The 24138-nt window shown below is 67.4% G+C and carries 23 protein-coding genes and 2 tRNA genes; 12 read left to right on the plus strand and 13 right to left on the minus strand.

From position 1 onward, the window contains the following. The first annotated feature begins 48 nt into the window (after positions 1 to 48). Genes ASF63_RS07430 through pknB form a run of 3 tightly spaced genes read left to right on the plus strand, consistent with a single transcriptional unit; the run spans position 49 to position 4986 of the window. Positions 49 to 1503, plus strand: a complete 1455-nt coding sequence (locus ASF63_RS07430) for a peptidoglycan D,D-transpeptidase FtsI family protein (protein ID WP_056511507.1) — start codon at positions 49 to 51, stop codon at positions 1501 to 1503. Continuing rightward, the gene (locus tag ASF63_RS07435) at positions 1500 to 3233 is read left to right on the plus strand and encodes a protein kinase domain-containing protein (RefSeq protein ID WP_082477917.1); all 1734 of its coding nucleotides are present in this window, start codon (positions 1500 to 1502) and stop codon (positions 3231 to 3233) included. The genes ASF63_RS07430 and ASF63_RS07435 overlap by 4 nt, the downstream gene beginning before the upstream one ends. 58 nt (positions 3234 to 3291) lie before the next feature. Next, complete coding sequence (gene pknB, locus ASF63_RS07440) at positions 3292 to 4986, plus strand: Stk1 family PASTA domain-containing Ser/Thr kinase (RefSeq protein ID WP_056511509.1); 1695 nt, start codon at positions 3292 to 3294, stop codon at positions 4984 to 4986. On the opposite strand, the gene ASF63_RS07445 is transcribed toward pknB, so the two are convergent. From ASF63_RS07445 to ASF63_RS07450, 3 genes are read right to left on the minus strand one after another with little or no spacing between them, the layout of a single operon-like run. Next, positions 4965 to 5621 (minus strand): anthranilate synthase component II, encoded by a 657-nt coding sequence (locus ASF63_RS07445; protein ID WP_056511512.1) that lies wholly within the window; start codon positions 5619 to 5621, stop codon positions 4965 to 4967. The genes pknB and ASF63_RS07445 overlap by 22 nt on opposite strands. Continuing rightward, positions 5618 to 5773, minus strand: coding sequence for a hypothetical protein (locus tag ASF63_RS19320; RefSeq protein ID WP_042541024.1), 156 nt, complete (start codon positions 5771 to 5773; stop codon positions 5618 to 5620). The genes ASF63_RS07445 and ASF63_RS19320 overlap by 4 nt, the downstream gene beginning before the upstream one ends. Before the next feature lie 21 nt (positions 5774 to 5794). Then, a complete protein-coding gene (locus ASF63_RS07450) occupies positions 5795 to 6589 on the minus strand; it encodes a class E sortase (RefSeq protein ID WP_056511515.1) in 795 nt (264 codons plus the stop codon). A gap of 86 nt (positions 6590 to 6675) precedes the next feature. Between ASF63_RS07450 and ASF63_RS07455 the strand changes: the two genes are divergently transcribed. Further along, positions 6676 to 6915: a cell division protein CrgA gene (locus ASF63_RS07455; RefSeq protein ID WP_056511519.1), complete on the plus strand. Its 240-nt coding sequence runs from the start codon at positions 6676 to 6678 to the stop codon at positions 6913 to 6915. 184 nt (positions 6916 to 7099) lie between these two features. After that, the gene (locus ASF63_RS07460; protein WP_056511522.1) at positions 7100 to 7450 is read left to right on the plus strand and encodes a hypothetical protein; all 351 of its coding nucleotides are present in this window, start codon (positions 7100 to 7102) and stop codon (positions 7448 to 7450) included. Between the two features lie 119 nt (positions 7451 to 7569). Here ASF63_RS07460 and ASF63_RS07465 read toward each other — a convergent pair whose 3' ends face one another. Both ASF63_RS07465 and ASF63_RS07470 read right to left on the minus strand, forming a co-directional pair. Next, complete coding sequence (locus ASF63_RS07465) at positions 7570 to 8472, minus strand: rhomboid family intramembrane serine protease (protein ID WP_056511526.1); 903 nt, start codon at positions 8470 to 8472, stop codon at positions 7570 to 7572. Between the two features lie 21 nt (positions 8473 to 8493). Beyond that, positions 8494 to 9051 carry a peptidylprolyl isomerase gene (locus tag ASF63_RS07470; protein ID WP_056511528.1) on the minus strand — a complete coding sequence of 186 codons (558 nt, stop codon included), beginning with the start codon at positions 9049 to 9051 and terminating at the stop codon, positions 8494 to 8496. A 145-nt stretch (positions 9052 to 9196) separates the two neighbouring features. Here ASF63_RS07470 and ASF63_RS07475 point away from each other — a divergent pair, with 145 nt between their 5' ends. Then, positions 9197 to 9697, plus strand: a complete 501-nt coding sequence (locus ASF63_RS07475) for a hypothetical protein (protein ID WP_056312058.1) — start codon at positions 9197 to 9199, stop codon at positions 9695 to 9697. Positions 9698 to 9747: 50 nt separating this feature from the next. After that, positions 9748 to 10209 carry an aminoacyl-tRNA deacylase gene (locus tag ASF63_RS07480; protein ID WP_200934001.1) on the plus strand — a complete coding sequence of 154 codons (462 nt, stop codon included), beginning with the start codon at positions 9748 to 9750 and terminating at the stop codon, positions 10207 to 10209. A 19-nt stretch (positions 10210 to 10228) separates the two neighbouring features. On the opposite strand, the gene ASF63_RS07485 is transcribed toward ASF63_RS07480, so the two are convergent. Further along, a complete protein-coding gene (locus tag ASF63_RS07485) occupies positions 10229 to 10651 on the minus strand; it encodes an NUDIX hydrolase (RefSeq protein ID WP_056511532.1) in 423 nt (140 codons plus the stop codon). Positions 10652 to 10796: 145 nt separating this feature from the next. Here ASF63_RS07485 and ASF63_RS07490 point away from each other — a divergent pair, with 145 nt between their 5' ends. Together ASF63_RS07490 and ASF63_RS07495 are read left to right on the plus strand one after the other, a co-directional pair. Next, positions 10797 to 11246, plus strand: a complete 450-nt coding sequence (locus ASF63_RS07490; protein ID WP_056511536.1) for a DUF1801 domain-containing protein — start codon at positions 10797 to 10799, stop codon at positions 11244 to 11246. A 43-nt stretch (positions 11247 to 11289) separates the two neighbouring features. Continuing rightward, positions 11290 to 12405, plus strand: a complete 1116-nt coding sequence (locus ASF63_RS07495) for a M24 family metallopeptidase (RefSeq protein WP_056511541.1) — start codon at positions 11290 to 11292, stop codon at positions 12403 to 12405. An 86-nt stretch (positions 12406 to 12491) separates the two neighbouring features. On the opposite strand, the gene ASF63_RS07500 is transcribed toward ASF63_RS07495, so the two are convergent. Beyond that, on the minus strand, positions 12492 to 18515 hold the full coding sequence (locus ASF63_RS07500) for a GH92 family glycosyl hydrolase (protein ID WP_082477919.1): 6024 nt from the start codon (positions 18513 to 18515) through the stop codon (positions 12492 to 12494). A 194-nt stretch (positions 18516 to 18709) separates the two neighbouring features. Between ASF63_RS07500 and ASF63_RS07505 the strand changes: the two genes are divergently transcribed. After that, the gene (locus ASF63_RS07505) at positions 18710 to 19753 is read left to right on the plus strand and encodes a LacI family DNA-binding transcriptional regulator (protein ID WP_056511545.1); all 1044 of its coding nucleotides are present in this window, start codon (positions 18710 to 18712) and stop codon (positions 19751 to 19753) included. A 66-nt stretch (positions 19754 to 19819) separates the two neighbouring features. Continuing rightward, positions 19820 to 20335 carry a DUF3253 domain-containing protein gene (locus ASF63_RS07510; protein ID WP_056511548.1) on the plus strand — a complete coding sequence of 172 codons (516 nt, stop codon included), beginning with the start codon at positions 19820 to 19822 and terminating at the stop codon, positions 20333 to 20335. Positions 20336 to 20382: 47 nt separating this feature from the next. On the opposite strand, the gene ASF63_RS07515 is transcribed toward ASF63_RS07510, so the two are convergent. Further along, positions 20383 to 21174 carry a gamma-glutamyl-gamma-aminobutyrate hydrolase family protein gene (locus tag ASF63_RS07515; RefSeq protein WP_056511550.1) on the minus strand — a complete coding sequence of 264 codons (792 nt, stop codon included), beginning with the start codon at positions 21172 to 21174 and terminating at the stop codon, positions 20383 to 20385. Positions 21175 to 21343: 169 nt separating this feature from the next. On the opposite strand from ASF63_RS07515, the gene ASF63_RS07520 reads away from it, so the two are divergent. Further along, positions 21344 to 22264: a LysR family transcriptional regulator gene (locus ASF63_RS07520; protein WP_056511553.1), complete on the plus strand. Its 921-nt coding sequence runs from the start codon at positions 21344 to 21346 to the stop codon at positions 22262 to 22264. Between the two features lie 10 nt (positions 22265 to 22274). Here ASF63_RS07520 and ASF63_RS07525 read toward each other — a convergent pair whose 3' ends face one another. From ASF63_RS07525 to ASF63_RS07545, 5 genes are all read right to left on the minus strand, one after another. Continuing rightward, positions 22275 to 22556, minus strand: coding sequence for a hypothetical protein (locus tag ASF63_RS07525; RefSeq protein WP_056511555.1), 282 nt, complete (start codon positions 22554 to 22556; stop codon positions 22275 to 22277). A 164-nt stretch (positions 22557 to 22720) separates the two neighbouring features. Next, positions 22721 to 23101: a hypothetical protein gene (locus ASF63_RS07530; protein ID WP_056511558.1), complete on the minus strand. Its 381-nt coding sequence runs from the start codon at positions 23099 to 23101 to the stop codon at positions 22721 to 22723. A 156-nt stretch (positions 23102 to 23257) separates the two neighbouring features. Further along, entirely contained in the window at positions 23258 to 23776 is a 519-nt protein-coding gene (locus tag ASF63_RS07535) for a hypothetical protein (RefSeq protein WP_157534270.1), read from the minus strand. Positions 23777 to 23909: 133 nt separating this feature from the next. Next, positions 23910 to 23982: transfer RNA gene (locus ASF63_RS07540), tRNA-Ala, on the minus strand. Between the two features lie 25 nt (positions 23983 to 24007). Continuing rightward, positions 24008 to 24081: transfer RNA gene (locus ASF63_RS07545), tRNA-Ile, on the minus strand. Between the last annotated feature and the right edge of the window lie 57 nt (positions 24082 to 24138).

Genomic DNA, 24138 nt, shown 5'->3' on the forward strand with positions numbered 1-24138 from the left:
CGTCTCGCTCCGCTCGCTCAACGACCGACTCCTGCAAGGGGGCGTCGCATGACCAAAGAACTCCGCCGTCTCAGCATCGTGATGCTGTTCATGTTCATCTCGCTCTTCGCGGCGACCAGCTGGATCCAGGTCGTCGAGGCCGATGCCCTCGGTCAGAACAGCCACAACAAGCGCACACTGCTCGACAGCTACGAGATCCAGCGAGGGTCGATCATCGTCGACGATGTCGCGATCGCCTCCTCCACCCCGTCGGACGACACCTATCAGTTCCAGCGCGTCTACACGGATGCCTCGGTGTGGGCGCCCGTGACCGGGTACTTCAACCCGGCTCTGCAGTCGGCCACCGGCATCGAACGGGCCATGAACGCCGACCTCTCGGGTACCGGTTCGAGCGCGTTCTTCGCCGAGATCGAGCGGATCCTGTCGGGCCAGCCGCAGAGCGGATTCAGCGTCGAGCTGTCGCTCGACACCGCCGCGCAGACCGCGGCGTACCAGGCGCTCGACGGACTCAACGGCGCGGTCGTGGCGATCGAGCCGAAGACCGGGCGCATCCTCGCGATGGTCTCGACCCCCGGATTCGACACGAACCAGCTCGCGACCCACGACGCGGACGCCGCGAACGCGACCTACGACCAGCTCGTCGACGACCCCACCAAGCCGCTCTCGAACCGGGCCATCGCCGGCGACCTCAACCCTCCGGGGTCGACGTTCAAGCTCGTCGTGGCCGCCGCAGCGTACGAGTCCGGCAACTGGACTCCCGACTCGACCCTGCCGAACCCCGCGCGCTACACCCTCCCCGGCTCCACGAACACCGTGGCGAACGCCTGGGGCGGCACGTGCGGCAGCGGCGACACCGTGACGATCTCCGAGGCGATCCGGCTGAGCTGCAACATCCCGATGGCCGAACTCGCCGTCGAGCTCGGCGACGACGCGATCCGCGCGATGGCCGAGAGGTTCGGCTTCAACACGAGCTTCTCGACGCCGCTGGAATCGACGCCGTCGAGCTACCCCCGGGCACTCGACGACGCGCAGACCGCGCTCACCGGATTCGGCCAGGGACAGGTCACCGCGACGCCGCTGCAGATCGCGATGGTCGCGGCCGGAATCGCCAATGACGGCGTCGTCATGAACCCCCGTCTGGTCGACACCGTGATCGGCAACGACCTCTCGGTGGTCAGGGCGTACGACGACTCCGAGTTCGGCCGTGCGTTCGATGGGACGATCGCGGATCAGATCACGGCATCCATGGTCGCCAGCGTCTCGAACGGGGCTGCTCAGGGTGCAAGAATAGACGGGGTCGATGTGGCCGGGAAGACCGGCACGACCGAGAACGGGAACAAGCCTTACACGTTGTGGTTCACCGGCTTCGCGCCGGCGGACGACCCCGAGGTGGCAGTAGCGGTCCTCGTCGAAGACGGCGGTGGACAAGGGCAGTCAGGATCCGGCGACACCATCGCCGCTCCGATTGCAAAGAAGGTCATAGAGGCGGTGCTGGGCAGATGAGACCGACGCAGGGTGTGTCGTTCGGTGGTCGCTACGAGCTGCAGTCGCGTATTGCGATCGGCGGCATGGGCGAGGTGTGGGAGGCGACGGATCACGTCATCGGACGCACCGTCGCGATCAAGATCCTCAAGGACGAGTACATGGGGGACCCCGGGTTCCTCGAGCGGTTCCGCGCTGAAGCGCGCCATGCCGCACTCGTCAACCATGAGGGCATCGCGAGCGTCTTCGACTACGGCGAGGAGAACGGCAGCGCCTACCTCGTCATGGAGCTCGTTCCCGGCGAGGCCCTGTCGACCGTTCTCGAACGCGACGGCGCTCTGAGCGCCGACAAGACGCTCGACATCGTCGCCCAGACGGCATCCGCACTGCAGGCCGCCCACGCGGCCGGTCTCGTGCACCGCGACATCAAGCCGGGAAACCTGCTGATCACGCCCGACGGCCGCGTCAAGATCACCGACTTCGGCATCGCCCGCATCGCCGACCAGGTGCCGCTGACGGCCACCGGCCAGGTCATGGGCACCGTGCAGTACCTCTCGCCGGAGCAGGCTTCGGGACACCCGGCATCGCCGGCGACCGACACCTACTCGCTGGGAATCGTCGCGTACGAGTGCCTCGCGGGCAAGCGTCCGTTCACGGGTGAGTCGCAGGTCGCGATCGCGATGGCTCAGATCAACGAGCAGGCTCCGCCGCTGCCGCCGACCGTGCCGATCCCGGTGCAGAACCTCGTCATGGCGATGATCGCCAAGAAGCCGGCCGATCGTCCGTCCTCGTCCGCCACGGTGGCACGCGCCGCCCAGGCCCTGCGTCGCGGTGACCTCAACTCCGCCGCGATCGCGGTTCCGGCCATCGCGACCGGTGGTGTCGCCTCCGACGACGCCACCCGGCTGCTCACGGCATCGGGCGACGACGGCACGACTCGCATCCTCCCCACCACGGCTCAGCTGCCCACGGGAGAAGAGGCCCTGGAAGACGGCGAAAAGAAGAAGAAGCGCAGCCCGTGGACGTGGCCGCTCATCGCCCTCATCGCCCTGCTGGTCATCGTGCTCGGCGGAACGGTCTTCGCGCTGATGAACCAGGGCGACGGCGATCCGAAGCCGACCGATTCGGCGACGACCAGCCAGACGCCGAAGCCGACGCCGTCCGAGACCCCGACGCAGGAGCCCGAGCAGGTGAACGTCGACGGCCTCGGCCTCGAAGGCATGCAGTGCGAGGCTGCGCGTGCCGCTGCGGTCAACGCGGGCCTTCAGGCCGAGTGCGTGGTCGGCAACACCGTGGCTCCGAGCGCCAACCAGGTCGGGACTGTCGAATCGGTCACCCCCGGTGGGAACGTGCCTGAAGGGACGCTCCTCACCCTCACGACGTACAAGGAGCAGGTCCAGGTCGGCAAGCCGACCGGAACCCCGACCATCGCGGGGACCGCGACCGAGGGTGTTGCCGTCACGCTCAACTGGCCGAGCTTCGAGTGCCCGTCCGGCACTCCGGCACGCTCCGCCTTCGAGGTGACGCTGACCAATGCGACGTTCTCGGGCGGCAACCCCGGCGAGTCCATCCGCAGCTTCGGTCCGAGCGTGCTGTCGACGCAGATCATCCCCGGCACCGCGGGGCAGAGCATCACGGCCACGTACCGCGTCTTCTGCGGAAGCGATATGCCGTCCGAGCAGTCGGACGCCATGCAGGGCGTGATCATCCTTCCCGCCACACCGGTCGACGGCGGCGATGACGAAGGCTGATCCGCCGCACGCAACGTAGTCTGGGACAATTCATCAGGTCGTATCAGGGGGTCAGTACGTGTCGACAGAGCAACGCGTTCTCGCGGGTCGCTACCGCGTCGACGAGCTCATCGGGCACGGTGGCATGGCGAAGGTGTACCGCGGGTACGACCTGACCCTCGGCCGCGCCGTCGCCATCAAGATCCTCGACCCCGAGCTCGCCCGCGATACCGCGTTCCGCACGCGCTTCCGTCTGGAGGCGCAGTCAGCGTCCCGCATGTCCCACCCCTCGATCGTGCGGGTGTACGACGCGGGTGACCCGTCGACCACCGACAGCAGCACGGATGAGCCTCCGTACATCGTGATGGAGCTGATCAGCGGCACGCTGCTGAAGGACATCATCGCGAAGGGCCCCGTGCCCGTCGAAGACGCCGTGCGCTATGTCGACGGCATCCTCGAGGCGCTCGACTACTCGCACCGCGCGGGCGTCGTGCACCGCGACATCAAGCCGGGCAACGTCATGGTCACCGACAAGGGCCAGGTCAAGGTCATGGACTTCGGCATCGCCCGAGCCGTGTCCGACTCGTCGTCCACCGTCGCCGAGACCACGCAGATCATCGGCACCGCCGCGTACTTCTCGCCCGAGCAGGCCAAGGGCGAACCCGTCGACGCACGGGCCGACCTCTACTCGACCGGTGTCGTGCTCTATGAGCTGCTCACAGGACGCCAGCCGTTCCGCGGCGAATCACCCGTGGCCGTCGCCTACCAGCACGTCAGCGAGACCCCGGTCCCTCCGACCGAGGTGAACGAGGACTCCCCCGGAGCCCTCGACCCGATCGTGCTGCGCGCACTCGCGAAGGACCCCTACCAGCGGTATCCGGATGCTGCGCACTTCCGCGCCGCGCTGGACTCCGCGGTCTCGGGTCAGGCGCCGAGCCGCAAGGAGCTCGGTGCTCTCACGAGCGAGCTCTACGGCCCCAGCCCGCGTGCGGCGCAGGAGACCGCCCGCTCGCTGCGGCAGCTGAGCACCGACACGACCATGGCGCGCACGCAGTCGGGTCCGCCCGTCGCGTGGATCTGGGCCGGTGTCGCGCTGCTGGCCGTGCTGCTGGCGTCCGTGCTGTTCTGGGTCTGGACGATCAGCATGCGCCCCGACGAGATTCCCTCGAGCTCACGTGTCGTGCCGGATCTCGTCAACGTCTCATCCGAGCGCGCTCAGGAAGACCTCGGCAAACTCGACCTCACGGCCAAGCTCGTGCTCGAGTCGAGCAGCGACATCGTCGAGGGCAACGTGATCCGCACCGATCCCGAGGGCGGCACAGCCGTCAGCGAGGGCGATTCGGTCACGGTCTACGTGTCGTCGGGCAAGGAGACGGTGGTGGTCCCGGTGTTGGAGGGGCTGTCGCTCTCCGCTGCCAAGGATGCTCTGGCCGCCGCCGGGCTCCAACTCGGCACGGTGATACAACGAAACGACAAGGGCCTGGCGGCCGAGACCGTCATGGAGGCCAGCGAGACCGCCGAGAGCGAGGTCGCACCGAAGACGGTCGTGAATCTCGTGGTCGCGAGCGGTCGCGTCACGCTGACGGACGTCACCGGCTGGACGATGGAGGCCGCCCAGGCCGAACTCGAACGCATCGGCCTGACCGCGAGCCCCGTCGAGCTGACGGACTGCGCGCCGACGAACCCACCCACCGTGGCGTCGATGTCGGCCGCCCCCGGTGACGTGGCGATCGGCTCGACGGTCGAGCTGCGCTACTGCGTCGCCGCGGGCTGATGAGGCCGCGACAGCGGATGCAGGCCGACTGAGCGCGCCACGGCACCCTCGTCGCCGCACAGCTCGAGCCAGTTCGCGAGCAGCCGGTAGCCGCCCTCGGTGAGCACGCTCTCGGGGTGGAACTGCACGCCGAGGATCGGCAGGTCGGTGTGGGCGAGAGCCATGACGGTTCCGCTCTCGGTGCGCGCGGTGACGATCACGTCGTCCGGGAGCGCCGACGCGGCCACCGCGAGCGAGTGGTAGCGTCCGACATCGAATGGTGAGGGGATGCCGGCGAACAGCGCCGAACCGTCGTGGGTGGCCCGCGACACCATCCCGTGCATGAGCTCAGGGGCCTCAGTCACCGGGGTGCCGAACGCCTCGCCGATCGCCTGGTGCCCGAGGCACACGCCGAGCAGCGGCATCCGGAGTCGCGCTGCGATGCGAACGGCGTCGAGCGACGCTCCGGCATCTGCGGGTCTGCCGGGTCCCGGCGAGAGCATGAGGGCGTCGAACCCCGGCAGCAGCTCATCGAGTCCGGCGGCGTCCGTGGCATCCGCTTCGATCAGCGTCACGTCGGCGCCGAGCTCGCGGAGGTACCCGACGAGGGTGTGCACGAAGCTGTCGTGGTTGTCCACGACGAGCACGCGGATCATTCGAGGTCGACCTCACCCGGAGTGATGAGGGGGCTCACCCAGGGGAACACGAACCAGAACAGGCCGTAGAGCACAGCAGCGATCAGGACGAGCAGGAAGAACAGCTTGAGCCACCACGGACCGGGCAGCAGGCGCCAGAGTGCGGCGTACATGGGTCGTCTCGTTCCGTTCGGCTAGATCGACGGCGCAGCCGGCGGAGGGGGCGGGTCGGTGAGGGCCGCGGGCGGACCCTCGGCGCGGGGCTGGAAGCTCTCATACACCCCGTAGGCGACGATGCGCTCGGCAAGCGAGTAGAGCGGGGAGCAGGCGGTCAGCGTGATGTACTTCTCGCCGGTCGCGACTCCGGGCATCTGCGGCACGTCGAGGAGGACCTCGGTCTGAGTCGGCTTGACATACTCGAGTGTGCGGAAGCGATAGGTGAACCACCCGTCGGGTGTCTCGACGACGATCGCGTCGCCGACCTGCAGCTTGTCGAGCTGGTTGAAGGGCTTACCCCAGGTGGTGCGGTGGCCGGCCATGGCGAAGTTGCCGACCTCGCCGGGCATCTTCGAGTCCGTGTAGACGCCGATGCCGAGCTTGTCGAGCGTGCGGGCACGGCTGGTGCCGCCGTAGATCCCGACGTTGTACTCGGATCCGAATCGTGGCACGTGCATCTGGCCCAGCAGCTGGGTGTCGGCGGGAGGCGCCGGGATCACCGGCTCGTACATCGTCGTTCCGTCGTCGGTCTCGACGACAGGAGGCAGCTCGGGCGTGGGTCCGCTCGCCCACTCCTGCGAGACCGCTGCCCCTTCGTCGTTCTTCTGAGCGCTGATGATGATGTCGCCGATCCACATCTGCCACGCGACGAACAGGAGCACAAGCACGCCTGCGGTGAGCAGGAGCTCACCGAGCACGCTCGTGAAAGTGGCGCGCGATCGAGGGTGGCGGCGGTGTGCACGTCGCTCCCCCGAGACGACGGATGCAGTCATGGCGCGATCTTATCCCGCTGACCTGAAGTCCAGCCCTGGTCGCCTGATTTTCCGTGGGATATAGGACTTTTGGGTACACTGTGGGAATGGCACGCGACCGCAAGACCGAAGAACCCGAATCTCCGCGCAGCGAAGGCGAAGCCGCACCCAACGCCGTGTGGTTCAAGCCGGTGATGGTCGGCTTCATGCTGCTGGGTCTGGCGTGGATCCTCGTGTTCTACATCTCGGGCATGCAGTTCCCGATTCCGGGTCTCGACAACTGGAACCTCGCGATCGGCTTGGGCATCGCCCTGATCGGCTTCCTCATGACCACCCGCTGGCGCTGACGCCCGCTCCTCTTCTTCAGAAGGCCCCTCTCGTCTCGGCGAGAGGGGCCTTCTGCTGTCTGGTCGTCGCAGCACCTTTCGAACCGCGGCACCCGCTCACCGTTGTCGGCGCAAGAGGCAAAATGCCTGGCTTACTGCGGCTCGATGTCGGGCGAGTTGCGTCAGAAGGCGGGATGATGGCCGCATGGGTTACACACTGGCGTTCTGGTCCGGCGGGGACGACCTCGATCCCGTCGACACATATCGAATTCTCGACGAGAAGCACGTCGAGAGCGTGCGGGGAATCGATTCCGATGAGGTGCAGCGCGCGCTGATCGATGGTCTCCCCGGATGGACCCACGCGGGCAACATTCTGCAGCCACCTGGAGCCGACCCAGACGGCGCCCCCGCCTTCGACGTTCACATCGGGCGTCAACTCGCTCAATTCACCGGTTACGGCATCGAGGACGGGGCGGACTTCAACGCGATCATCGACGTCATGCACCCCCTCGGCTACCGCCTGTTCGATCCGCAGACGAACGAGCGATTCGGTTGACCTCGGTCACGCGACGTCGATCGCGCCGCGGTGAGAGTTATCCACAGGTTATCCCCAACATGGGGAGAATTACACAGATGTTATTCACACCCGTTAACAACCCTGTTAACAACCCTTGATCAGGAGTAAACCGTCGCGATCAGGAACGGAGGCAGGAACGCGACGATCAGAACCAGTGCCACGACGACCGCTGCGAGCAGCACGATCTGCAGTGTGCGCTGCTCTCGGCGCCGCGTGCGGGTGAGGATGAACGCGACGAGCGCGCCGACGATCACACCGCCGAGGTGCGCCTGCCAGGCGATGTTCTGTTGGAACACGAACCCGATGACGAAGTTGATGCCGAGGATCACCAGGATCCCGGTCACGTTCGCGCCGATGTGTCGGCCGATGATGAGCAGGGCGGCCATCAGGCCGAAGACCGCTCCAGAGGCGCCGACTGTGGCGCCCGACGGGTCGAGCACGGCGAGCGCGACCGAGCCGCCGAGGCCGCTGATCAGGTAGAGCGACAGGAATCGCACCCGACCGAGCATGGGCTCGAGGCTCTGCCCCAGCATCCACAGGGCGAGCATGTTCAGCGCGAGATGCAGGAACCCGCCATGGGCGAAGACGGCCGTGAGAAGTCTCCACGGCTCGAAGGGGAGGAGCGAGAGATCGGGGTACAGGTACCTCGGGGCGAACAGCAGCTGCTGCGTGATGAGGTCACCGACACCGGGAATCAGCTGAAGCAGCCCGATGAACGACGTGACCGCCAGCAGCACATAGGTGACCATCGGCCGGCCGCTGCGCACGGTGGCTGTCGCGGTGTTGCGCCCGCCCCAGCGGCGTTCGGCCTTCTTCTGGGCAGGTGTGCGGTTCTTTCGCTCCGCAGCCATGCACTCGGGGCAGATGACACCGACGGCTGCCTGGGTCTGGCACTCGGGGCAGATGGTGCGCAGGCACCGCTGGCAGAGCACGAAGCTCTGCCGATCCGGATGCCGGTAGCAGAAGTTGTCGCGGTTGTCCGCGAACTCAGGCGTCGTCATCCGGATCGGCCAGCGTCGGCGTCAGGCCGCGACGATGTCGATCGACTGCAGCACGACCGGCTCGATCGGGCGGTCGCCCGCTGCGGTCGGCACGGCGGCGATGGCGTCGACGACGGCCTTGGAGGCGTCATCGGCGACCTCGCCGAAGATCGTGTGCTTTCCCTGGAGCCAGGGGGTGGGGTCGGTCGTGATGAAGAACTGCGAGCCGTTGGTGCCTTCGGCCTTGCCGGTGATGGCGTTGCGACGCAGGCCCGCGTTGGCCATGGCGAGGATGTAGGGCTCGTTGAAGTTGAGCTCCATGTTGATCTCGTCGTCGAAGTTGTAGCCGGGGCCGCCGACGCCCTGTCCGAGCGGGTCGCCGCCCTGGATCATGAAGTTCGGGATGATGCGGTGGAAGATGACGTCCGAGTAGAGCGCGCCCTCGCCCGGCTTGCCGGTGGCGGGGTCGGTCCAGGACTGGGTGCCGTCGGCCAGGCCGACGAAGTTCTTGACCGTCTTCGGAGCGTGATCGCCGAAGAGGTTGATGACGATGTCACCGTGGTTGGTGTGCAGGGTTGCGACATGAGAAGCGTGAGCCATGCACTCATTCTCGCAGAGCTTCCCATGAGTTGGCCCGCCACTATCGCTGTTCAGCCCTCGGCGCAAGGGTTCGGCGATTCCCTCCCCCCATCCAGGGTCGCGTGGCAAGATGGGGAACCCGTACTCCAATCGACAGGAGAGCATCGTGAGCATCAGCCGCAAGCGGAAGAAGGAACTGCGTCGTCTTCAGGCCGACGCTAACCAGCTGTGGGAGAACCAGCAGGTCCTGGTCGGCCACGCCGCCGACGTCGCCCGCGAGGCCGGACGCCAGCTCGGCCACTTCGGCCGCGAGCAGGTCGGTCCTGTCGTGCAGGACACTTACAACCGTCGCGTCGCGCCGGTCGTCGACCGCGGGGTGCGCTTCGGCCACCACGTCGTCGATGACAAGGTCGTCCCGATCGTCGGCGGTGTCGTCGGCACCGCGCTCACCGCGTGGGACGTCGCGAATGCCAAGCGCGAGGGCGTGGTCAAGAAGGTCAAGAAGGCCACCCAGCCCGAGCCCAAGGGCCCGAGCGTCGGTTCGGTCATCGCCCTGATCCTCGGAGTCGCCGCGGCCGCAGGCGTCCTCTACGCCGCCTGGCAGGCACTGCGCGCCGATGACGAGCTCTGGGTCGCAGACGACCCGCTCTCCGCTCCCGACGCGTGACCTCGACATCGGAGTCCCCGGCCGCTGAGCCGGGCGATCTCCATGCTCGGGTGAGGGATGCCGCGGCTTCACGCGGCCTCGACATCGAGATCCGTGAGCGGCCCGCCGCTCGCAGTCTCTTCGAGGCCGCGGAGCTGCTCGGCATCCTTCCCTCCGGGATCGTGAAGACGCTCGTCGTCAAGCGATCCGACGACACCTACCTGTTCGCGCTGGTTCCAGGCGGCCGGTCGATCTCGTGGCCCAAGCTGCGTGCGGTCGTCGGTGTCAACAAGCTCCGTCTGCCCGAGCCCGATCTCGCCCTCGCGGCAACGGGCTACGAACGCGGCACGATCGTCCCGATCGGCAGCACCACTGACTGGCCCGTGTTCGCCGACGAGTCCATCGTCGGCCAGCGCATCGCGATGGGTGCCGGAGCACACGGGTACAGCCTCTTCGTCGATGCCGACGACCTGATCTCGGCCTACGGCGCGACCGTCGCCGACATCTCGGTGCCCGAAGAGCCCCGCGACTGACCTCCGTCGCGCGCTCTCGTCAGAGGATTCCGGCCATCCGCAGCGCGATGTCGACGAGCTTGACGCGCTGCAGCTCGGAGACCGACTTGCGGGTGAACCACTCGGCCATGTCGGTGGAGCCGTCGGTCTCGAAGCTCAGCTTTCCTCCGCTGACCGTCGCCCGGTAGACGATGCGAAGCGTGTGCAGCGGCTGATCTGATGGGGTCACGCGCTGACCTGCCGGGATCACCCGCGAATGGATGCCGAGCAGCTCGCCGACCTTGACTGTGTATCCGGTCTCCTCACGGAGCTCCCGCCGGACCGCGTCCTCCGGAGCCTCGCCGGGCTCCAGACCCCCGCCGGGCATGGTCCACGCGACGCGGCGCCCCTCGATCCAGCGCGCCAGAAGTATGCGTCCGTCGTCATCGGTGACGACCGCGTATGCCGCGACCCGCATGTCCATGCCCTCACCCTAACGGCACGCCGATGCGCCCACGCCACCTGTGTCCGCGAGCCACTCACACATCGGTCAGGAATCGAGAAGCACAGCGGACCGCGGCATCCGTAGTGTGAGGGACATCGCAGTTCACCCGTGAAAGGAGTCGGCCATGGCTGACAATGAGAAGAACTTCAGTGCCGAAGAACGCGAGGCCATGAAGGAGGCTGCTGCCGACAAGCGCAAGTCACGTTCGCGGGCGAAGAAGACCCCCGAAGAGGTGCGCGCCGAGGGAGTCGCCGACCTCGAGGCAGCCGTCGCGAAGCTTCCCGACGAGAAGGATCGCGAGCTCTCGCTGGCGCTGCACGCCCTCGTGACCGAGGTCGCCCCCGAACTGATGCCGCGCACGTATTACGGCATGCCGGCGTGGGGCAAGGACGGCAAGGTGCTCTGCTTCTTCCAGCCGGCGAGCAAGTTCAAGGTCCGCTACGGCACCTTCGGCTTCGAGCCGATCTCGAACCTCGACGACGGCACCATGTGGCCGACCGCGTACGCGCTGCTCGACCTCACTGCCGCGAACCGCGCGGTGCTCACCGACCGCATCCGCCTCGCCGTGAGCTGAGTCGCCTATCCCGGGCGGCGGCCCGCGCAGTAGCGTGGATGCCGTGAGCACACTGCCGTTCCCCGCCTCCGTGTACGCCGCCCGACTCGACCGCGCGGCATCCCTCGCCGCCGACGCAGGCCTCGACGCCATCATCGTGGGCCCTGGCCCCGATCTGCAGTATCTGGTCGGCGTCGAGGGCGACACGATCGAGCGACTGACCGCCCTCGTGCTCGGACCTGGTCTCGCACCCACGATCATCGTGCCGCGGATGGAGCTGGCGAAGGTCAGAACCACGGCCGTCGGCGAGCTCGGTCTCGCGGTGTCCGACTGGGTCGACGGTGAGAATCCGTACGACCTCGTGGCTGCTGCCCTCGGCACGGTCACCCGCGTCGGGGTCTCCGATACGCTGCCGGCGCTGCACGTCATCCCTCTCGCCGAGCGGATCGGTGTGCGCGTCGAACTCGCGACTCCCGTTCTGCGCGAGAGCCGCATGATCAAGGATGCTGCCGAGATCGCCGAGCTGCGAAAGGCCGGCGCGGCGATCGACGCCGTGCACCGGCGCGTGCCCGAGTGGCTGCACGCCGGGCGCACCGAGCGAGAGGTGGCCGCCGACATCGCCGAGGCGATCGTCGCCGAGGGGCACCGCACGGTCGAGTTCGTGATCGTCGGCTCGGGTCCGAACGGCGCCGCCCCGCATCACGAAGTGTCTGACCGGATGATCGACGACGGCGACATCGTGGTCGTCGACATCGGGGGAGCGGTGCCCAGCGGGTACAACTCCGACAGCACCAGGACGTACGTGGTCGGGACGCCCGACAGTGACGCCGCCGAGCGTATCGCGGTGCTCGTGCGCGCGCAGCAGGCCGCCGTCGACGCCGCTCGCCCCGGCGCGACGGCGGAGGAGGTGGATGCCGCCGCTCGACAGGTCCTGGCGGACGCCGGGCTCGGCGAGGCTTTCCTGCACCGCACCGGTCACGGCATCGGCGTCTCGGTACACGAAGAGCCGTACATCGCACCGGGCAACGACCTCGTGCTGCGCGAGGGCATGGCGTTCAGCATCGAGCCCGGCATCTACTTCGCCGGCGAGTGGGGTGCGCGCATCGAGGACATCGTCGTCGTGACCGCTGACGGATGCGAGCGGCTGAACGTCGCGCCGCACGACCTCAGAGCTGTCTGACGACAGAGGCATTCCGACGACAGAGGCCGCCCACCCCCGGGGACGGGGCGGGCGGCCTCTCTTTTTCTGGGGGAGTGGGGCAGGAACTATGCCTCCACGCGCCGGCGGCGCATCACCAGCACGCCACCCGCTGCGAGGAGCAGGAGCAGCACCACGATCGCCGCGATCGGCACCACGCCTCCGGTGCCGGCGAGTCCGCCGCCTGCGGAGGCCGCGGCCGTGACCGTGAGAGGCGCTTCCGCACTCAGGTCGGATGCCGCGCCGACGGCGATGAGCGTGTGGGCGCCCACCTCCGCGTTCGCGGGCACCGTCACCTGGATGCGGAAGGCACCCGTTCCGTCGGCAGTCGCCTGACCCAGTCGGATCGGCTCGGAGTGGAGCGTGATCGTGACGACCTCGCCCGCACCGAACCCGCGACCCGTGATCTCGAGGCTTCCGCCCTGGACCACGCTGCTCGCTCCGGTCACGAGCTCGGCGTCGAGCACCGGAGTGCTCCGCACGTCGATCGTCAGCGGAGCGGACTCCGACGGGCGGAAGGCACCGGGATCGGAGGGGACGAACCGCGCCACGAAGGTGTGCTCGCCCGACGTCGCGATGGTGACATCAGCCGTGGCGGTGCCGGCCGAGACGCTCGCCGATCCGACGACCTGGTCGCCTTCGAGGAACTCGACCGTTCCGGCGGCGCCCGCGGGCTTCACCGTGGCGATCAGCGGGATGGATTCACCGGCGACCGGGTCGTCCGACCCCGAGGCCAGGGTCACCGAGGTGTTCTTCGGAGCAGACGGATCGCCGACGATCAGGAGCGATGCCCTCGCCTCTACCTTCGACACGTCACCGAGGGCGACCACGGGGTGATCCCCGTCGACGGCACCCGCTGGCACGACGATGTCGCCGCTTATCTCGCCATCCTGCCCGGCCTCCACGATCACGGGTTCCTCGGCGTCGATGCGGATCGCGACGTTCTCTCCTGCTGCGAAGCCGGTGCCCGTGATCGTGACCGTCTCTCCGGGTGCCGCCTGGGCGGGTGCCTGGATCTCGGGTGCGTACTCGGGCTCGGGATCGACCACCGCGATCTGCAGCTGCGCGTCGGCGGACTTCACACCGTCATCCCCCGTGATCGTCACCGTGTAGGTTCCGGCCTTGGCATAGGTGTGCGTTCCGGTGATCGCGCCGTCCACGACCTCGACATCCGCGACGGGTGATCCGTCGCCCCAGTTGACGATCGCCGACGTCTCACCGGCGCCACCGGCGATCGTCGCCAGATCGGCGTCGAACTCCTCACCGGTGATCTGACCGCCCACCGCGCCCGCCGTGACCGTGAGGTCGGCGGTCGCCGAACGGTCGCCGTCGGAGGCAAGCGCGAAGATGTGCACGCGCCCGTCGTTGAGCTGTCCGGGCTCCTTCGGCATCGTGAGCGATTCGACCACCTTCGGCGCACCGGCTCCGTCCACCGCGAGGGTGATCGGGGCCGTCGCGTAGATCGCCGTGTTCTTCACGCTCGACTCGGCGCCGGTTCCCGAGAGTCGCCCCTCGGAGACCGTGAGCACGGTGTTGCCCTTGTAGGGGCTTCCGGATGCTCCGACCCAGTCGCCCAGGCTGATCATCACCTTCTGCTCCGTGCCGTCGGTGAAGTGCAGCGTCGCCTCCGAGTCTCGGTTGCTCTCGGTCGCGGTTCCGACGAACGCGATCTGCGTCGCACCGGAGCCGAGCGACACACGCACGTCCTGTCCCTCGCCCGTGATGTTGTCCGGTGCGCCCGCCGGCACGGCCGGGAGGTCGTACGTCAGCGTCGTGCCGGGCACGGTGAGGGTCTCGCCCTGAACGAAGCCGTCCGCGTTGATCTTGTCGCGGAAGTACCCGTGGCCCTGCGAATCGCAGTTCGCCGCGGTGACTCCCAGATCGCCGATGCAGACGTTGTTGAATGCCCCGACGAACGTCTCGTCGCGGAAGGCCGTGACGGTGGCTGTGGCCTGCGCCATCGCGCCGTCAGAGTCGCGCACCGTCACGACGGCCGAGTAGGTGCCGGGACCGGTGAACGTGTGCGGAGCACTCACCTTCCATCCGCCCAGCGCATCGCGGGTCAACGCCACGTCCGTGACCTCGACACCGTCGCCGTAGTCGACCGTGACGTCATAGCCCGACGCATCGGTCTCGGTGCCTACGACCGTCGCGAGCGAGCCCGTGAACTCGGTGTCGACCGCCACACGCTGCGGAGCGCCTGCCGCGACGGAGAGTCCCTCTGCCGAGGACGCGGAGGCGAACAGCTCGACCTCCGACAGCGACAGTGCGGAGCCGCCGGTCTTCGCCGTCAGCTTGACGCTCGTGTATCCGCCCGCGCCCTTCGCCGTGAACGGCCGGGTCTGCGAGTCCCACGTGAAGGTCTCGCCCTCTCGACTGTCGAGCTCGGTCCAGGTGGTGCCGTCGATCGAGCCGGAGAGCGTCCAACTCGACGGCGCGCTGCCCTTCGCCGCACTCGTCAGCGTGTACTGGCCGATCGAGACGGGTCCGGACTGCGAGGTCCAGACGAGCTCGGCGGTATCGCCGGCGAACGTCACGGTCGAGTTCATGTTGTCGTCGACGAGGGAGCCGACGGGGGTGCCGTCGGATGCCGCGAGAGTGCCGCGACCCGGCTTGGTCGCGTCGACCAGGGTCGTCGGGATCTCGAGGTCTTCGTCGAGATCCTTCGCGCCCCACGCCGAGGGGTCTGCGCTCATCGTGAAGTCGAGCGTGCCACCTGAGCGCAGCAGGTCTCCGTCGAAGGTCGTCTGGTCGATGGGCGTTCCGTTGATGCTGACGCCTGCCACGTAGTCCTTGCCGGACGATGCGCCGGAGGCGTTGATCACGAGGTCGGAGTCGCCGAGCGACAGCGTCGCACTGTCGAACAGCGGCGTGCCGATCGTATAGTCGCCCGAGCCCACCTCCAGCGGGTAGAAGCCGAGTGCCGAGAACACGTACCAGGCCGAGAACTCGCCGTTGTCCTCGTCACCCGGGTAGCCCTGTCCGATGTCCGACCCGACGAAGAGTCGGTCCTGGATGTCGCGGATCAGCTCCTGCGCCCCCGACGGGTCGCCGGCTTCGGCGAGCACGTAGGGGATGTGGTGGGCGATCTGGTTCGACATGCCCAGCATCCCGAGCCGCACGTCTCGTGCCTCGCGCGCCTCGTGGATGCCGGAGTAGTCGGCCTTCTCACGCACGGTGAGGAACTCGTGCATCACGTCGACGAGCTCCTGGCGTCCGCCATAGAGGGCGGCGAGTCCGTCGACGTCGTGCGGGGCGTGGAAGCCGAAGGTCCAGGCGCTCGCCTCGGTGAAGGCACCGCCCCACGCCTTCTTGTCGAAGTCCGCACCCGACGTCCAGGAGCCGTCGGCGTTGCGCGAGGTGAAGGTACCCGCCTCGGGGTTGTACATCTCGACGTAGTGCTCGGCACGGGCCTCGAAGTACGTCGCCTCCTCCTTCAGCTGCTCGACACGGTCTGCAGGCGTGTTCGGGTCTTCGGAGAGGGCCTTGGCCATCTCGGCGATGCCGAAGTCGTTGATGTACCCCTCGAGACCCCACGATGCACTCTCGTGCGTGGTCTCCTCGGTGTACCCGAGGAAGATCGACTGGGCGAGGCCCTTTCGTCCCACGGCATTGGATGCCGGGAGCACCGTGGCGTTCTTCACCGCGGCGTCGTACGCCTCGAGTGCCGTGTCGGTCGTGAGCGCACCCGCGAGGTACGCGTCGGCGAATGCGACGTCAGAGCTCGTGCCCGTCATCAGGTCGGCATAGCCGGGAGACGACCACCGCGCGACCCAACCGCCGTCGCGATACTGCTGAACGAATCCGTCGACCAGCTCTTCCGTGACGTCGGGGTACAGCAGCGAGTAGAGCGGCCAGGCCGTGCGGTAGGTGTCCCAGAAGCCGTTGTTGACGTAGATCTTGCCGTCGACGATCTTCGCGTTCGTCTGGGTGTCGGATGCGGCTCCGGTCGTCGCCGACACGGGGCTCGCGTACTTGTAGACCGGGTTCGCCTCGGTGCCGGTGTTCTCGAACTGCGAGTTCGGATACAGGTTCAGGCGGTAGAGGCTCGAGTACAGGGTGACGAGCTGGGTGTGGCTCGCGCCGACCACGTCGTGCACCACACCGAGGCGGTCGTTCCACGCGTCTCGCACGGCGGCGTGCGCCTGGTCGAACGAGACTCCGTCGAGCTCGAACTCGTGGTTCTTCTCCGCCTGGTCCTGCGAGATGAACGACGACGAGAGCCGCAGCTCGACGGTGCGGTCGGTCGTGGTGTCGAAGGCCGCGTAGCGAGCCGTGCTGTTGCGGTCACCCTGGGTGGTCGCTCCGGCCGTGGCCGGTTGCCTGTCGAAGGTGCCGTACACGAACATACGAGTGCGTCCGGGCCATCCGGATCCCCCGTCGACCCACCCCGACACCCTGTCGCCGTTGATCGTCAACTTCGACGAGTTCACGAGCTGATCGATGAGGATCGAGCTCGTGTCACCGGTGAACTCGAAGCGGTAGATCGCGCCGTGGTCGGTTGCGGTGACGTCGGTCTGGATGCCGTTGTCGAAGTCGACCGAGTAGATGTCGGGCCGCGCGGTCTCGTTCTCGTGGTGGAAGGTGAGCTTTCGATCGTTGAGCGATGACGTGGGGTTGCCGTTCGCGGCGGGCAGCACCGCGATCTGGTTGCGGTCTCCCATCCAGATGCTCGGCTGGTGCGAGAATCCGATGCCGTTGAGCGCGGGCAGGTTCTGCGCGTTGTTCGCCCGCTGGTACTGGTAGATCGTCCCGACGTTGTCGGCGTTGGTCATCGGGGTGATGAAGTTGAAGCCGTTGGGCCAGGCGGTCGCGGGAAGGTTGTTGCCGCGCGAGAAACCACCGGTCGAGTTGGTGCCGCGGCGCGTGTCGACGTACGACACGAGTCCGTCGGTGTCGTCGCGCTGCTCTGCCGCCCCGATCGCGACATCGTCGAGCCAGCCGCTGAAAGCCGTGGCACCCGTGGGAACCTCGACGCCCTTCACATCGGTGCCCGGGTGGTCGTAGCTGAAGACGATGTCATCGACGGTGCGCCCGGCGAACTGACCGAGGTCGACGGTGACCTTGTTCCACTGATTCGGCCAGAGCACGTTGGCCTGGCCCTGCTGCCGCGCATTCGCCCCGTAGCCGTACGAGTCGACAGCGCCGCTGGTCGAGAGCCGGGTGCCGTCGTCGAATGTGAGGTCGACGGCGACGAAGGTGGCGGCGTAGGTCTGCTCGCCGTCGAGCACGGGGAAGACGAGGTACGACAGCTCGCTGTCTCCCTCGACCGCGATGTCGACGCCGTCGTAGAGCACGCTCGTCGACGATGCGGGTCCGGCGTCGAGGTGCCGGCCGACGTACTGCAGCGCCTTGGTGCCGGTGAAGCCGACACCGGTCTTGGCGGTGTCGGAGCTCGTGGGGCCGTTGCCGATCTGCAGCATCAGGTCGGACGCCTCGGGCGTCGCGCCGGCCACGGCGATCGGTTCCCACCCCGCGAGCTGCACGATGTTCTTGCTCGGGGTCTTCGTCGCGAGCACGTCGAGACGGTAGTAGAGGTACTCGGTGCTCGGAGTCGCAAGTGTGAAGGTGCGCGTCTCGCCGCGGCCCGAGAACAGCTCTCCGCTGCGCTCGTCGACCGTCACCCAGTCGGTGCCGTTCGTCGACCCCTGCACCCGGAAGTCCTTCGGGTCGCGGTCAGGTTCGTCGTTGCCCGACGTGAGCGTGTAGCTCGTCATCGGCTGGGGCGCTGCCAGCTGGTACTGCACCCACGCCGTGTTCGTGAACGCGAGCCACTTCGACGCCGAGTTGCCGTCTGCGACGAATGCTGCGGCCTCGTTGGGCGTGTTCTGCGCCGAGGCGGTCACGGCGGTGACGCTGCCGAGCACGCTGCCCGGCGTGAAGCGGCTCCCGGTGACGTTGACGGCCTCGCCCGTACCCACGAGAGCGGGAGCAGTGTCAGCGGCTTCGAACGACGACGCGAACGTCGTCTCGCCTGCCGCGGCCGATGCCGAGATGGGCGTCAGCATGGCCAGGCCGACCGTGGCGGCGACGCCGGCTGCCGTCCACGAACGGCGGGCGGATCGTGCGTTCCTGGGGCTGGGGACCCTCATGGTTGCTCCTCTGAACTCCACTGCAGTGTGTCGTCTGTCTGTCGCGGGCCGTCTCGGACCGCGTGACGATATGACATCGCTGTCATATGATGAGGACGCTATCACAGCGTGCAGGATGCAGGGAAGAGTCGTGTGCGAAGACGCACCCGCGATAATGAGCTATCCGCACGCACGGGAAGGGGATGAGGGGACGCATGAACCGAACCGACACAGGCACCGGCGCACCCCGCCCGACGCTCGCTCAAGTCGCCGCGCGGGCGGGCGTGAGCCTGAAGACGGCGTCGCGTGCGCTCGGCGGCGAGTCGTACGTGAGCGAGAAGACCCTCGCCAGCGTGCTCGCAGCCGCATCCGAACTCGACTACCAGCGCAACGCCGCCGCAAGTCTGCTCGCGAGCGGCCGGCTCGCCGACTCGATCGGGCTGATCACCGGAGACTTCACGAACCCGTTCTACTCCGCCCTCGCCCACGCGATCGAAGACGAGATCCGCACGCACGGCATGCACCTGTCGGTCGCGAACTCCCGCGAATCCGCCGAACAGGAGCAGCGCGTCGCCCACGACCTCGCCGACAGGCAGACCAAAGCGGTCATCACCGTCTCGGCGATGCCCGATCACTCCGAGTACTCGCAGCTGCAGGCGAGGGGAATCCCGGTCGTGTTCGTCGATCGACCTGCAGAGAACCTCGCGGCCGACTCCGTCGTTTTCGACAACCGCGAGGGCGGACGACTCGCGGCGCGGCACCTGATCGACGCCGGTCACCGCCGCATCGCGTTCATCGGCGACTACGCGTGGCTCCCCACGTACCGCCAGCGTCTCGCCGGCATGGGCGACGTGCTCGACGGCGAAGGGGCGCAATGGCGCGATCTGCTGCGCACCGACGCGCACGACGTGCCGTCGTCACGCGAGTGCATGCGTGAGCTTCTGACGCTCGATGACCCGCCCACCGCGGTGGTCGCGGGCAACAACCGCATCCTGCTCGGTGTGATGGAGGAGGTCGCTGCCGGTGACGATGCCCAGCGGCCCGCGGTGATCGGCTTCGACGAACCCGAGTGGGCTCGGGTTCTCGGCGTCAGCGTCGTGACCGGCGATGTCGAAGCGCTCGGCAGGCAGGCGGCACGGCTCGCGGTCGCCCGCCTGAGCGATCGTGCACGAGCAGTCGAAAACGTCGTGCTTCCGATGCGGCTCATCGAGCGGCGCTCGACCGGGGATTCATCACCGGTCAGGCCCCGCAGCGCCTGACCTACCCGCCCGTCCGACTTCGTCAAGACCCTGGGGCAGTCGGGTCGGCAGAGGCAGACTGCTCGCATGGCATCCGACAGCAGCACACCGCCCGACGAGAAGCTTGGTCCCGAGCGCACAGCCGACGGTCATCACCTCATCATCGACGGCCGACGCTGGCGGGCTACCGATCCCTCGATCCCCGAGGTATTCCGTCAGGAGTTGGTCGATGAGCTGATGGCGGCGCGACGAGCGGTGAAGACCTCCGAGGTCGACGCGAGGCGTCGGGTGCATGACGCGAAGACGGCGCTCGGGGAGCGTGGAGCACCGTGGTGGGAGGACCGCACGGGCGGTCCGTTCGACGAGCGCATCGCGGCGACCATCCGATCTCTCACTCGAAAGCGCGAGCAGTCATCGATCTGTCCGAGCGACGTCGCTCGCACCGTCGGCGGCGAGACCTGGCGCTCGCTCATGCCTGACGTGCGTCGAGTGGCCGCCGAGCTCGCCGACCACGACGAGATCGTGGTCACTCAGAAAGGCCGACCCGTGAGCATCCGCGAGGCCCGCGGACCCGTGCGGATCATCCGTGGACCGAAGATCTGAGCGATATCCCTCGTCCGCTCGTCCGCAGCATCATCTCCGCAGCGTCATCAGTGCCGCACGGCTGCGCCCCGCCCACGAATGGACGACAAGATCGGTCGCGTGACCTCCAGAGGCCCGGCAGCGGGCGTCGCGGCAGCCGGTTCGAGCGTCGCCCCTCTCGTATGGACGATCCGCAACAGCTCGGTGAACTGATCCGAGGGAATGGACGGATGCTCCGGATGCCACTGGACGCCCAGGAACGGAAGCGACTCGTGCTCGACCGCCTCGACGACGCCGTTGCGGGAATGGGCGATGGCGCGCAGCCCTCGCCCGAGCTCGTCCACCGCCTGATGGTGGGTGCAGAGCAGAGGCTGCCGAAGCCGCGGTGACACGGCACGGAGGTCGCTCAGGTCAGTCGCGACGAAAGGGTCCGGTCCCGCACTGCGGTGCCCCCCGACGTGCTGGTGGAGCGTTCCGCCCAGCGCGACGTTCATCAGCTGCATCCCCCGGCACACCCCGAGCAGGGGGCGCCTCGATCGAACCGCCTCCATGACGACGGCGATCTGGGTGCGGTCAGCGCGACGCTGGTAGGCCGTGCGCTGCGGGCGCCGGTCGGACTGACCGTAGAGCAACGGCTCGATGTCGTCTCCTCCCAGAAGCACGAGGACATCCGCCTCGCGGGATGCCCGCCGCAACTGCGGTTCCGGCGCTTCGCCGGCTGCGTGCAGCGACGCCGTCCATCCCGCCCGCTCGATCGCCGCGACGGCTGAGGCGTTGAGGCTGTCCAGAAGCGTCTGATAGTCGGCTGCGGGCGCCTGACGGCGGGTGCGCACGTGGAACAGGGCTACATGCACGCTCATGCTGCGACCCGGGGTGCGGTCATGGTGCTGATCCCTCCATCACGTACTTCGTCCAGGTAACGCCTCAGGACAAACCCAGGTCAAATACGTTTTCCTCCCCGAATTGATAGCGATTTGCTCGCAATGCGCGCGTAACGCCGCGGTAATACACCGCACGTATCGTTCCGAGATGGAACTCCGTCAGCTGCGCTACTTCATGGCGGTCGCGGACGAGCTCCACTTCGGACGCGCGGCCCGGCGGCTGCACATGTCGCAGCCGCCTCTGAGCGTGCAGATCGGTCGTCTCGAGCGAGAGGTCGGTCTGCCGCTCTTCGACCGCAGCACCCGACGCGTCACGCTGACACCGGCCGGCCGGCACCTGCAGGAGCGCGCAAGGAGGATCCTCGACGAGGTCGACGCCGTGCGTACCGAGATGCGGGATTACGTCGACGGTTTCGCCGGCCAACTCATCGCCGGTTTCGTGAGCTCGGCGAACTACACTGTGCTCCCCGAGGTTGTGAGGCTGTTCCGGTCGCGTCGCGACCGCGTCGCGCTGTCTCTCGTGCCTCTCACGTCCGGCGAGCAGATCGACCGCCTGCACGACGGGACTCTCGACGTGGGCCTCGTGCGAGACGCGTTCCCGCGAACGAACCCGAACTCACCCGAGCTGGTCACCGAGGTCGTGTTCGAGGAGAGGCTCGTCATGTGCGTGCCGATCTCTCATCCTCTCGCATCGCGCACGGAGGTGACCGCCGAGGAAGTGCTCGACGTGCCGATGGTCGCCTATCCTCGATCTCTCATGCCGGGCTACGTCGATCGGGTGCACGAGGTTCTGGGTCTCGCCCCGGGCGCGATGCGCATCGCCGAGGAGGTCGTGCATCAGGAGACGGCGCTCGGATTCGTCGCGGCCGGCGTCGGTGCGAGCATCCTGCCCGAGTCCGTGCGACAGGTGGTTCCGCCGTCGATCGCCGTGATCCCGCTCGCCGGGTCGCCGACCACCAGCCTCATGGCCGCCAGACCGATCCGCGCAGAGGAGAGCACGATCTGCGCGGCGTTCATCGAGTGCCTCCACGACGCGGCTGAGGCCCTCACGGCCGCGCGAAACGCCTGAGTCGCGGATCTCAGAGCACGTCGTAGTACCCGCTGAAGGGGAAGTCGATGTCTCCCGTGTCGCGGGGGTCGTACGCCACGGTCGACACGCTGATGGCGACGCGGGTCGTGGGCGTGATCAGAACGCTCACCGCCCGGTTGCCGACGACGACGACATCCACGAACGTGCCGCCGATTCTCGCGGCTTCCTCGATGCGATGTCGGAGGTCTCCGACATCCTGGTCCTGGGCGAGCAGATAACTCGTCCCATCGAAGACCACCTCTGTCTGGATCATCGTCTTCGCGTCGCTCATGCCCGGCACGCTACGCCGGGGCTCCCGACCTGAGAAGGGGGGTTGCGAACCGGACGCTGCCATGGCACAGGGATCGACGTGCCGGCGCCGATAATCGGGCGCCCTTGCTTTTCTTAGGTCTTCCGAGTTGTTAACAGATCCTTCCACACCTGTGGAATCAGAAGTCAGTTCAGGCGCGCGGTCTCGGCCACCAGGTCGAGCCGTTCGAGCAGCAGCTCACCGGCGCCTTCCATGACCGTGAACGCGTACATCGTGACGACGAGCGCGATCAGAGCGAAGAAGATGACGCCGGGGATGCTGCGGCGAGAGACCACCGTGATCACGAGGGCGGCCACCGCGCCGCCGATGGCGATCGTCTGCCCCGCGACTGTCGCGAATGCCATCCTGATCGCGCTGTCCGCCGTGAGGGGTCCGTAGCTGTTGAGCAGCGCCGAGATCGCGAACGGGATGACGAACAGGCTCAAGAGCAGCACGACGCGGCGGCGCACGACCCACCGCTTTCGGCGGGTGGAGGATTCCGTCGTCGCGCGCACCGATGAGCTCATGCCGCGATCGTACCGTCACGCATCCCGCGAACGGGGAGCCGACGGATCCAGTGCCGCCGCGGAGTTGTTAACACCCTTGTTAACAGGTGTGGAGGAGCGCTGCGGAGTTGTTAACAGGGTTGTTAACAGCTGTGGACGGGCGCATCGACGCAGTCGTCACTCGTTCGGACAGGTCACGGCGAAAGTCAGCGTCGCGTCCACACGCTCCCATTCCCCGATGACCGTGTCGATAGAGGCGGCGACGCCGACCTCCCGAGGCGCGATGTCGGCGAACCCTTCCAAGTCCGACACGAAGAGCACGGAGGATTCCTCGCCGCGCACGATCGACACGTCACCACTCGACCGGAAGTTGGCAGCCACCCCGTCGTCGCCCACCCAGCCCGTGATGGTCGACTCGCTGCCGTCTTCAAGCGACAGCATCACCCCGTTCGGCACGACGAGATCTTCACCGATGACCGTGATGTAGCCGTCCCAGTCGCAGAGCGGTTTCGACGGGTGGGCGACCAGCTCGCGCTGCTCGCCGTCCTGCACATAGGTGATCGAGATCGTCGATTCCGAGAACGGAGGAGTCGGCGCCGGCGTCGCTTCATCCGCAGTCGGGACGGGCGCACACGAGGTGAGGAGCAGAGCGGCGATCACACAGACGGCGCCGAGAGTCTTTCCTCTGAGAGTCACGCGCGCTCCGTTCGAGATCTGTGCCGTACGTGACGATCATATTCACGCCGCGAGATTGGATCGCGCGATCCGCTGGCAGAAACGAGAAGGCCCCGCACTAGGCGGGGCCTTCTCGAACTGTCTCAACACAGTGTGGAGCCTAGGAGATTCGAACTCCTGACATCCTGCTTGCAAAGCAGGCGCTCTACCAACTGAGCTAAGGCCCCGTGAGGGAAATATTGAGTTGAGGAGTGGGCCCACCAGGACTTGAACCTGGGACCTCTTCATTATCAGTGAAGCGCTCTAACCGCCTGAGCTATGGGCCCGTCAACCTCCGAAACTTTACCGGAGATTTCCGGAATTACCCAATCGAGGGCGGGGAC

It is taken from the genome of Microbacterium sp. Leaf320 (assembly GCF_001423485.1).
Taxonomy (GTDB): Bacteria; Actinomycetota; Actinomycetes; order Actinomycetales; family Microbacteriaceae; genus Microbacterium.

Coding starts and splice junctions, on each gene's coding strand:
- ASF63_RS07430 (WP_056511507.1), top strand. CDS start 49: ATGACCAAAGAACTCCGCCGTCTCAGCATCGTGATGCTGTTCATGTTC.
- ASF63_RS07435 (WP_082477917.1), top strand. CDS start 1,500: ATGAGACCGACGCAGGGTGTGTCGTTCGGTGGTCGCTACGAGCTGCAG.
- ASF63_RS07445 (WP_056511512.1), bottom strand. CDS start 5,621: ATGATCCGCGTGCTCGTCGTGGACAACCACGACAGCTTCGTGCACACC.
- ASF63_RS19320 (WP_042541024.1), bottom strand. CDS start 5,773: ATGTACGCCGCACTCTGGCGCCTGCTGCCCGGTCCGTGGTGGCTCAAG.
- ASF63_RS07450 (WP_056511515.1), bottom strand. CDS start 6,589: ATGACTGCATCCGTCGTCTCGGGGGAGCGACGTGCACACCGCCGCCAC.
- ASF63_RS07455 (WP_056511519.1), top strand. CDS start 6,676: ATGGCACGCGACCGCAAGACCGAAGAACCCGAATCTCCGCGCAGCGAA.
- ASF63_RS07460 (WP_056511522.1), top strand. CDS start 7,100: ATGGGTTACACACTGGCGTTCTGGTCCGGCGGGGACGACCTCGATCCC.
- ASF63_RS07465 (WP_056511526.1), bottom strand. CDS start 8,472: ATGACGACGCCTGAGTTCGCGGACAACCGCGACAACTTCTGCTACCGG.
- ASF63_RS07470 (WP_056511528.1), bottom strand. CDS start 9,051: ATGGCTCACGCTTCTCATGTCGCAACCCTGCACACCAACCACGGTGAC.
- ASF63_RS07485 (WP_056511532.1), bottom strand. CDS start 10,651: ATGGACATGCGGGTCGCGGCATACGCGGTCGTCACCGATGACGACGGA.
- ASF63_RS07490 (WP_056511536.1), top strand. CDS start 10,797: ATGGCTGACAATGAGAAGAACTTCAGTGCCGAAGAACGCGAGGCCATG.
- ASF63_RS07500 (WP_082477919.1), bottom strand. CDS start 18,515: ATGAGGGTCCCCAGCCCCAGGAACGCACGATCCGCCCGCCGTTCGTGG.
- ASF63_RS07505 (WP_056511545.1), top strand. CDS start 18,710: ATGAACCGAACCGACACAGGCACCGGCGCACCCCGCCCGACGCTCGCT.
- ASF63_RS07510 (WP_056511548.1), top strand. CDS start 19,820: ATGGCATCCGACAGCAGCACACCGCCCGACGAGAAGCTTGGTCCCGAG.
- ASF63_RS07515 (WP_056511550.1), bottom strand. CDS start 21,174: ATGAGCGTGCATGTAGCCCTGTTCCACGTGCGCACCCGCCGTCAGGCG.
- ASF63_RS07520 (WP_056511553.1), top strand. CDS start 21,344: ATGGAACTCCGTCAGCTGCGCTACTTCATGGCGGTCGCGGACGAGCTC.
- ASF63_RS07525 (WP_056511555.1), bottom strand. CDS start 22,556: ATGAGCGACGCGAAGACGATGATCCAGACAGAGGTGGTCTTCGATGGG.
- ASF63_RS07530 (WP_056511558.1), bottom strand. CDS start 23,101: ATGAGCTCATCGGTGCGCGCGACGACGGAATCCTCCACCCGCCGAAAG.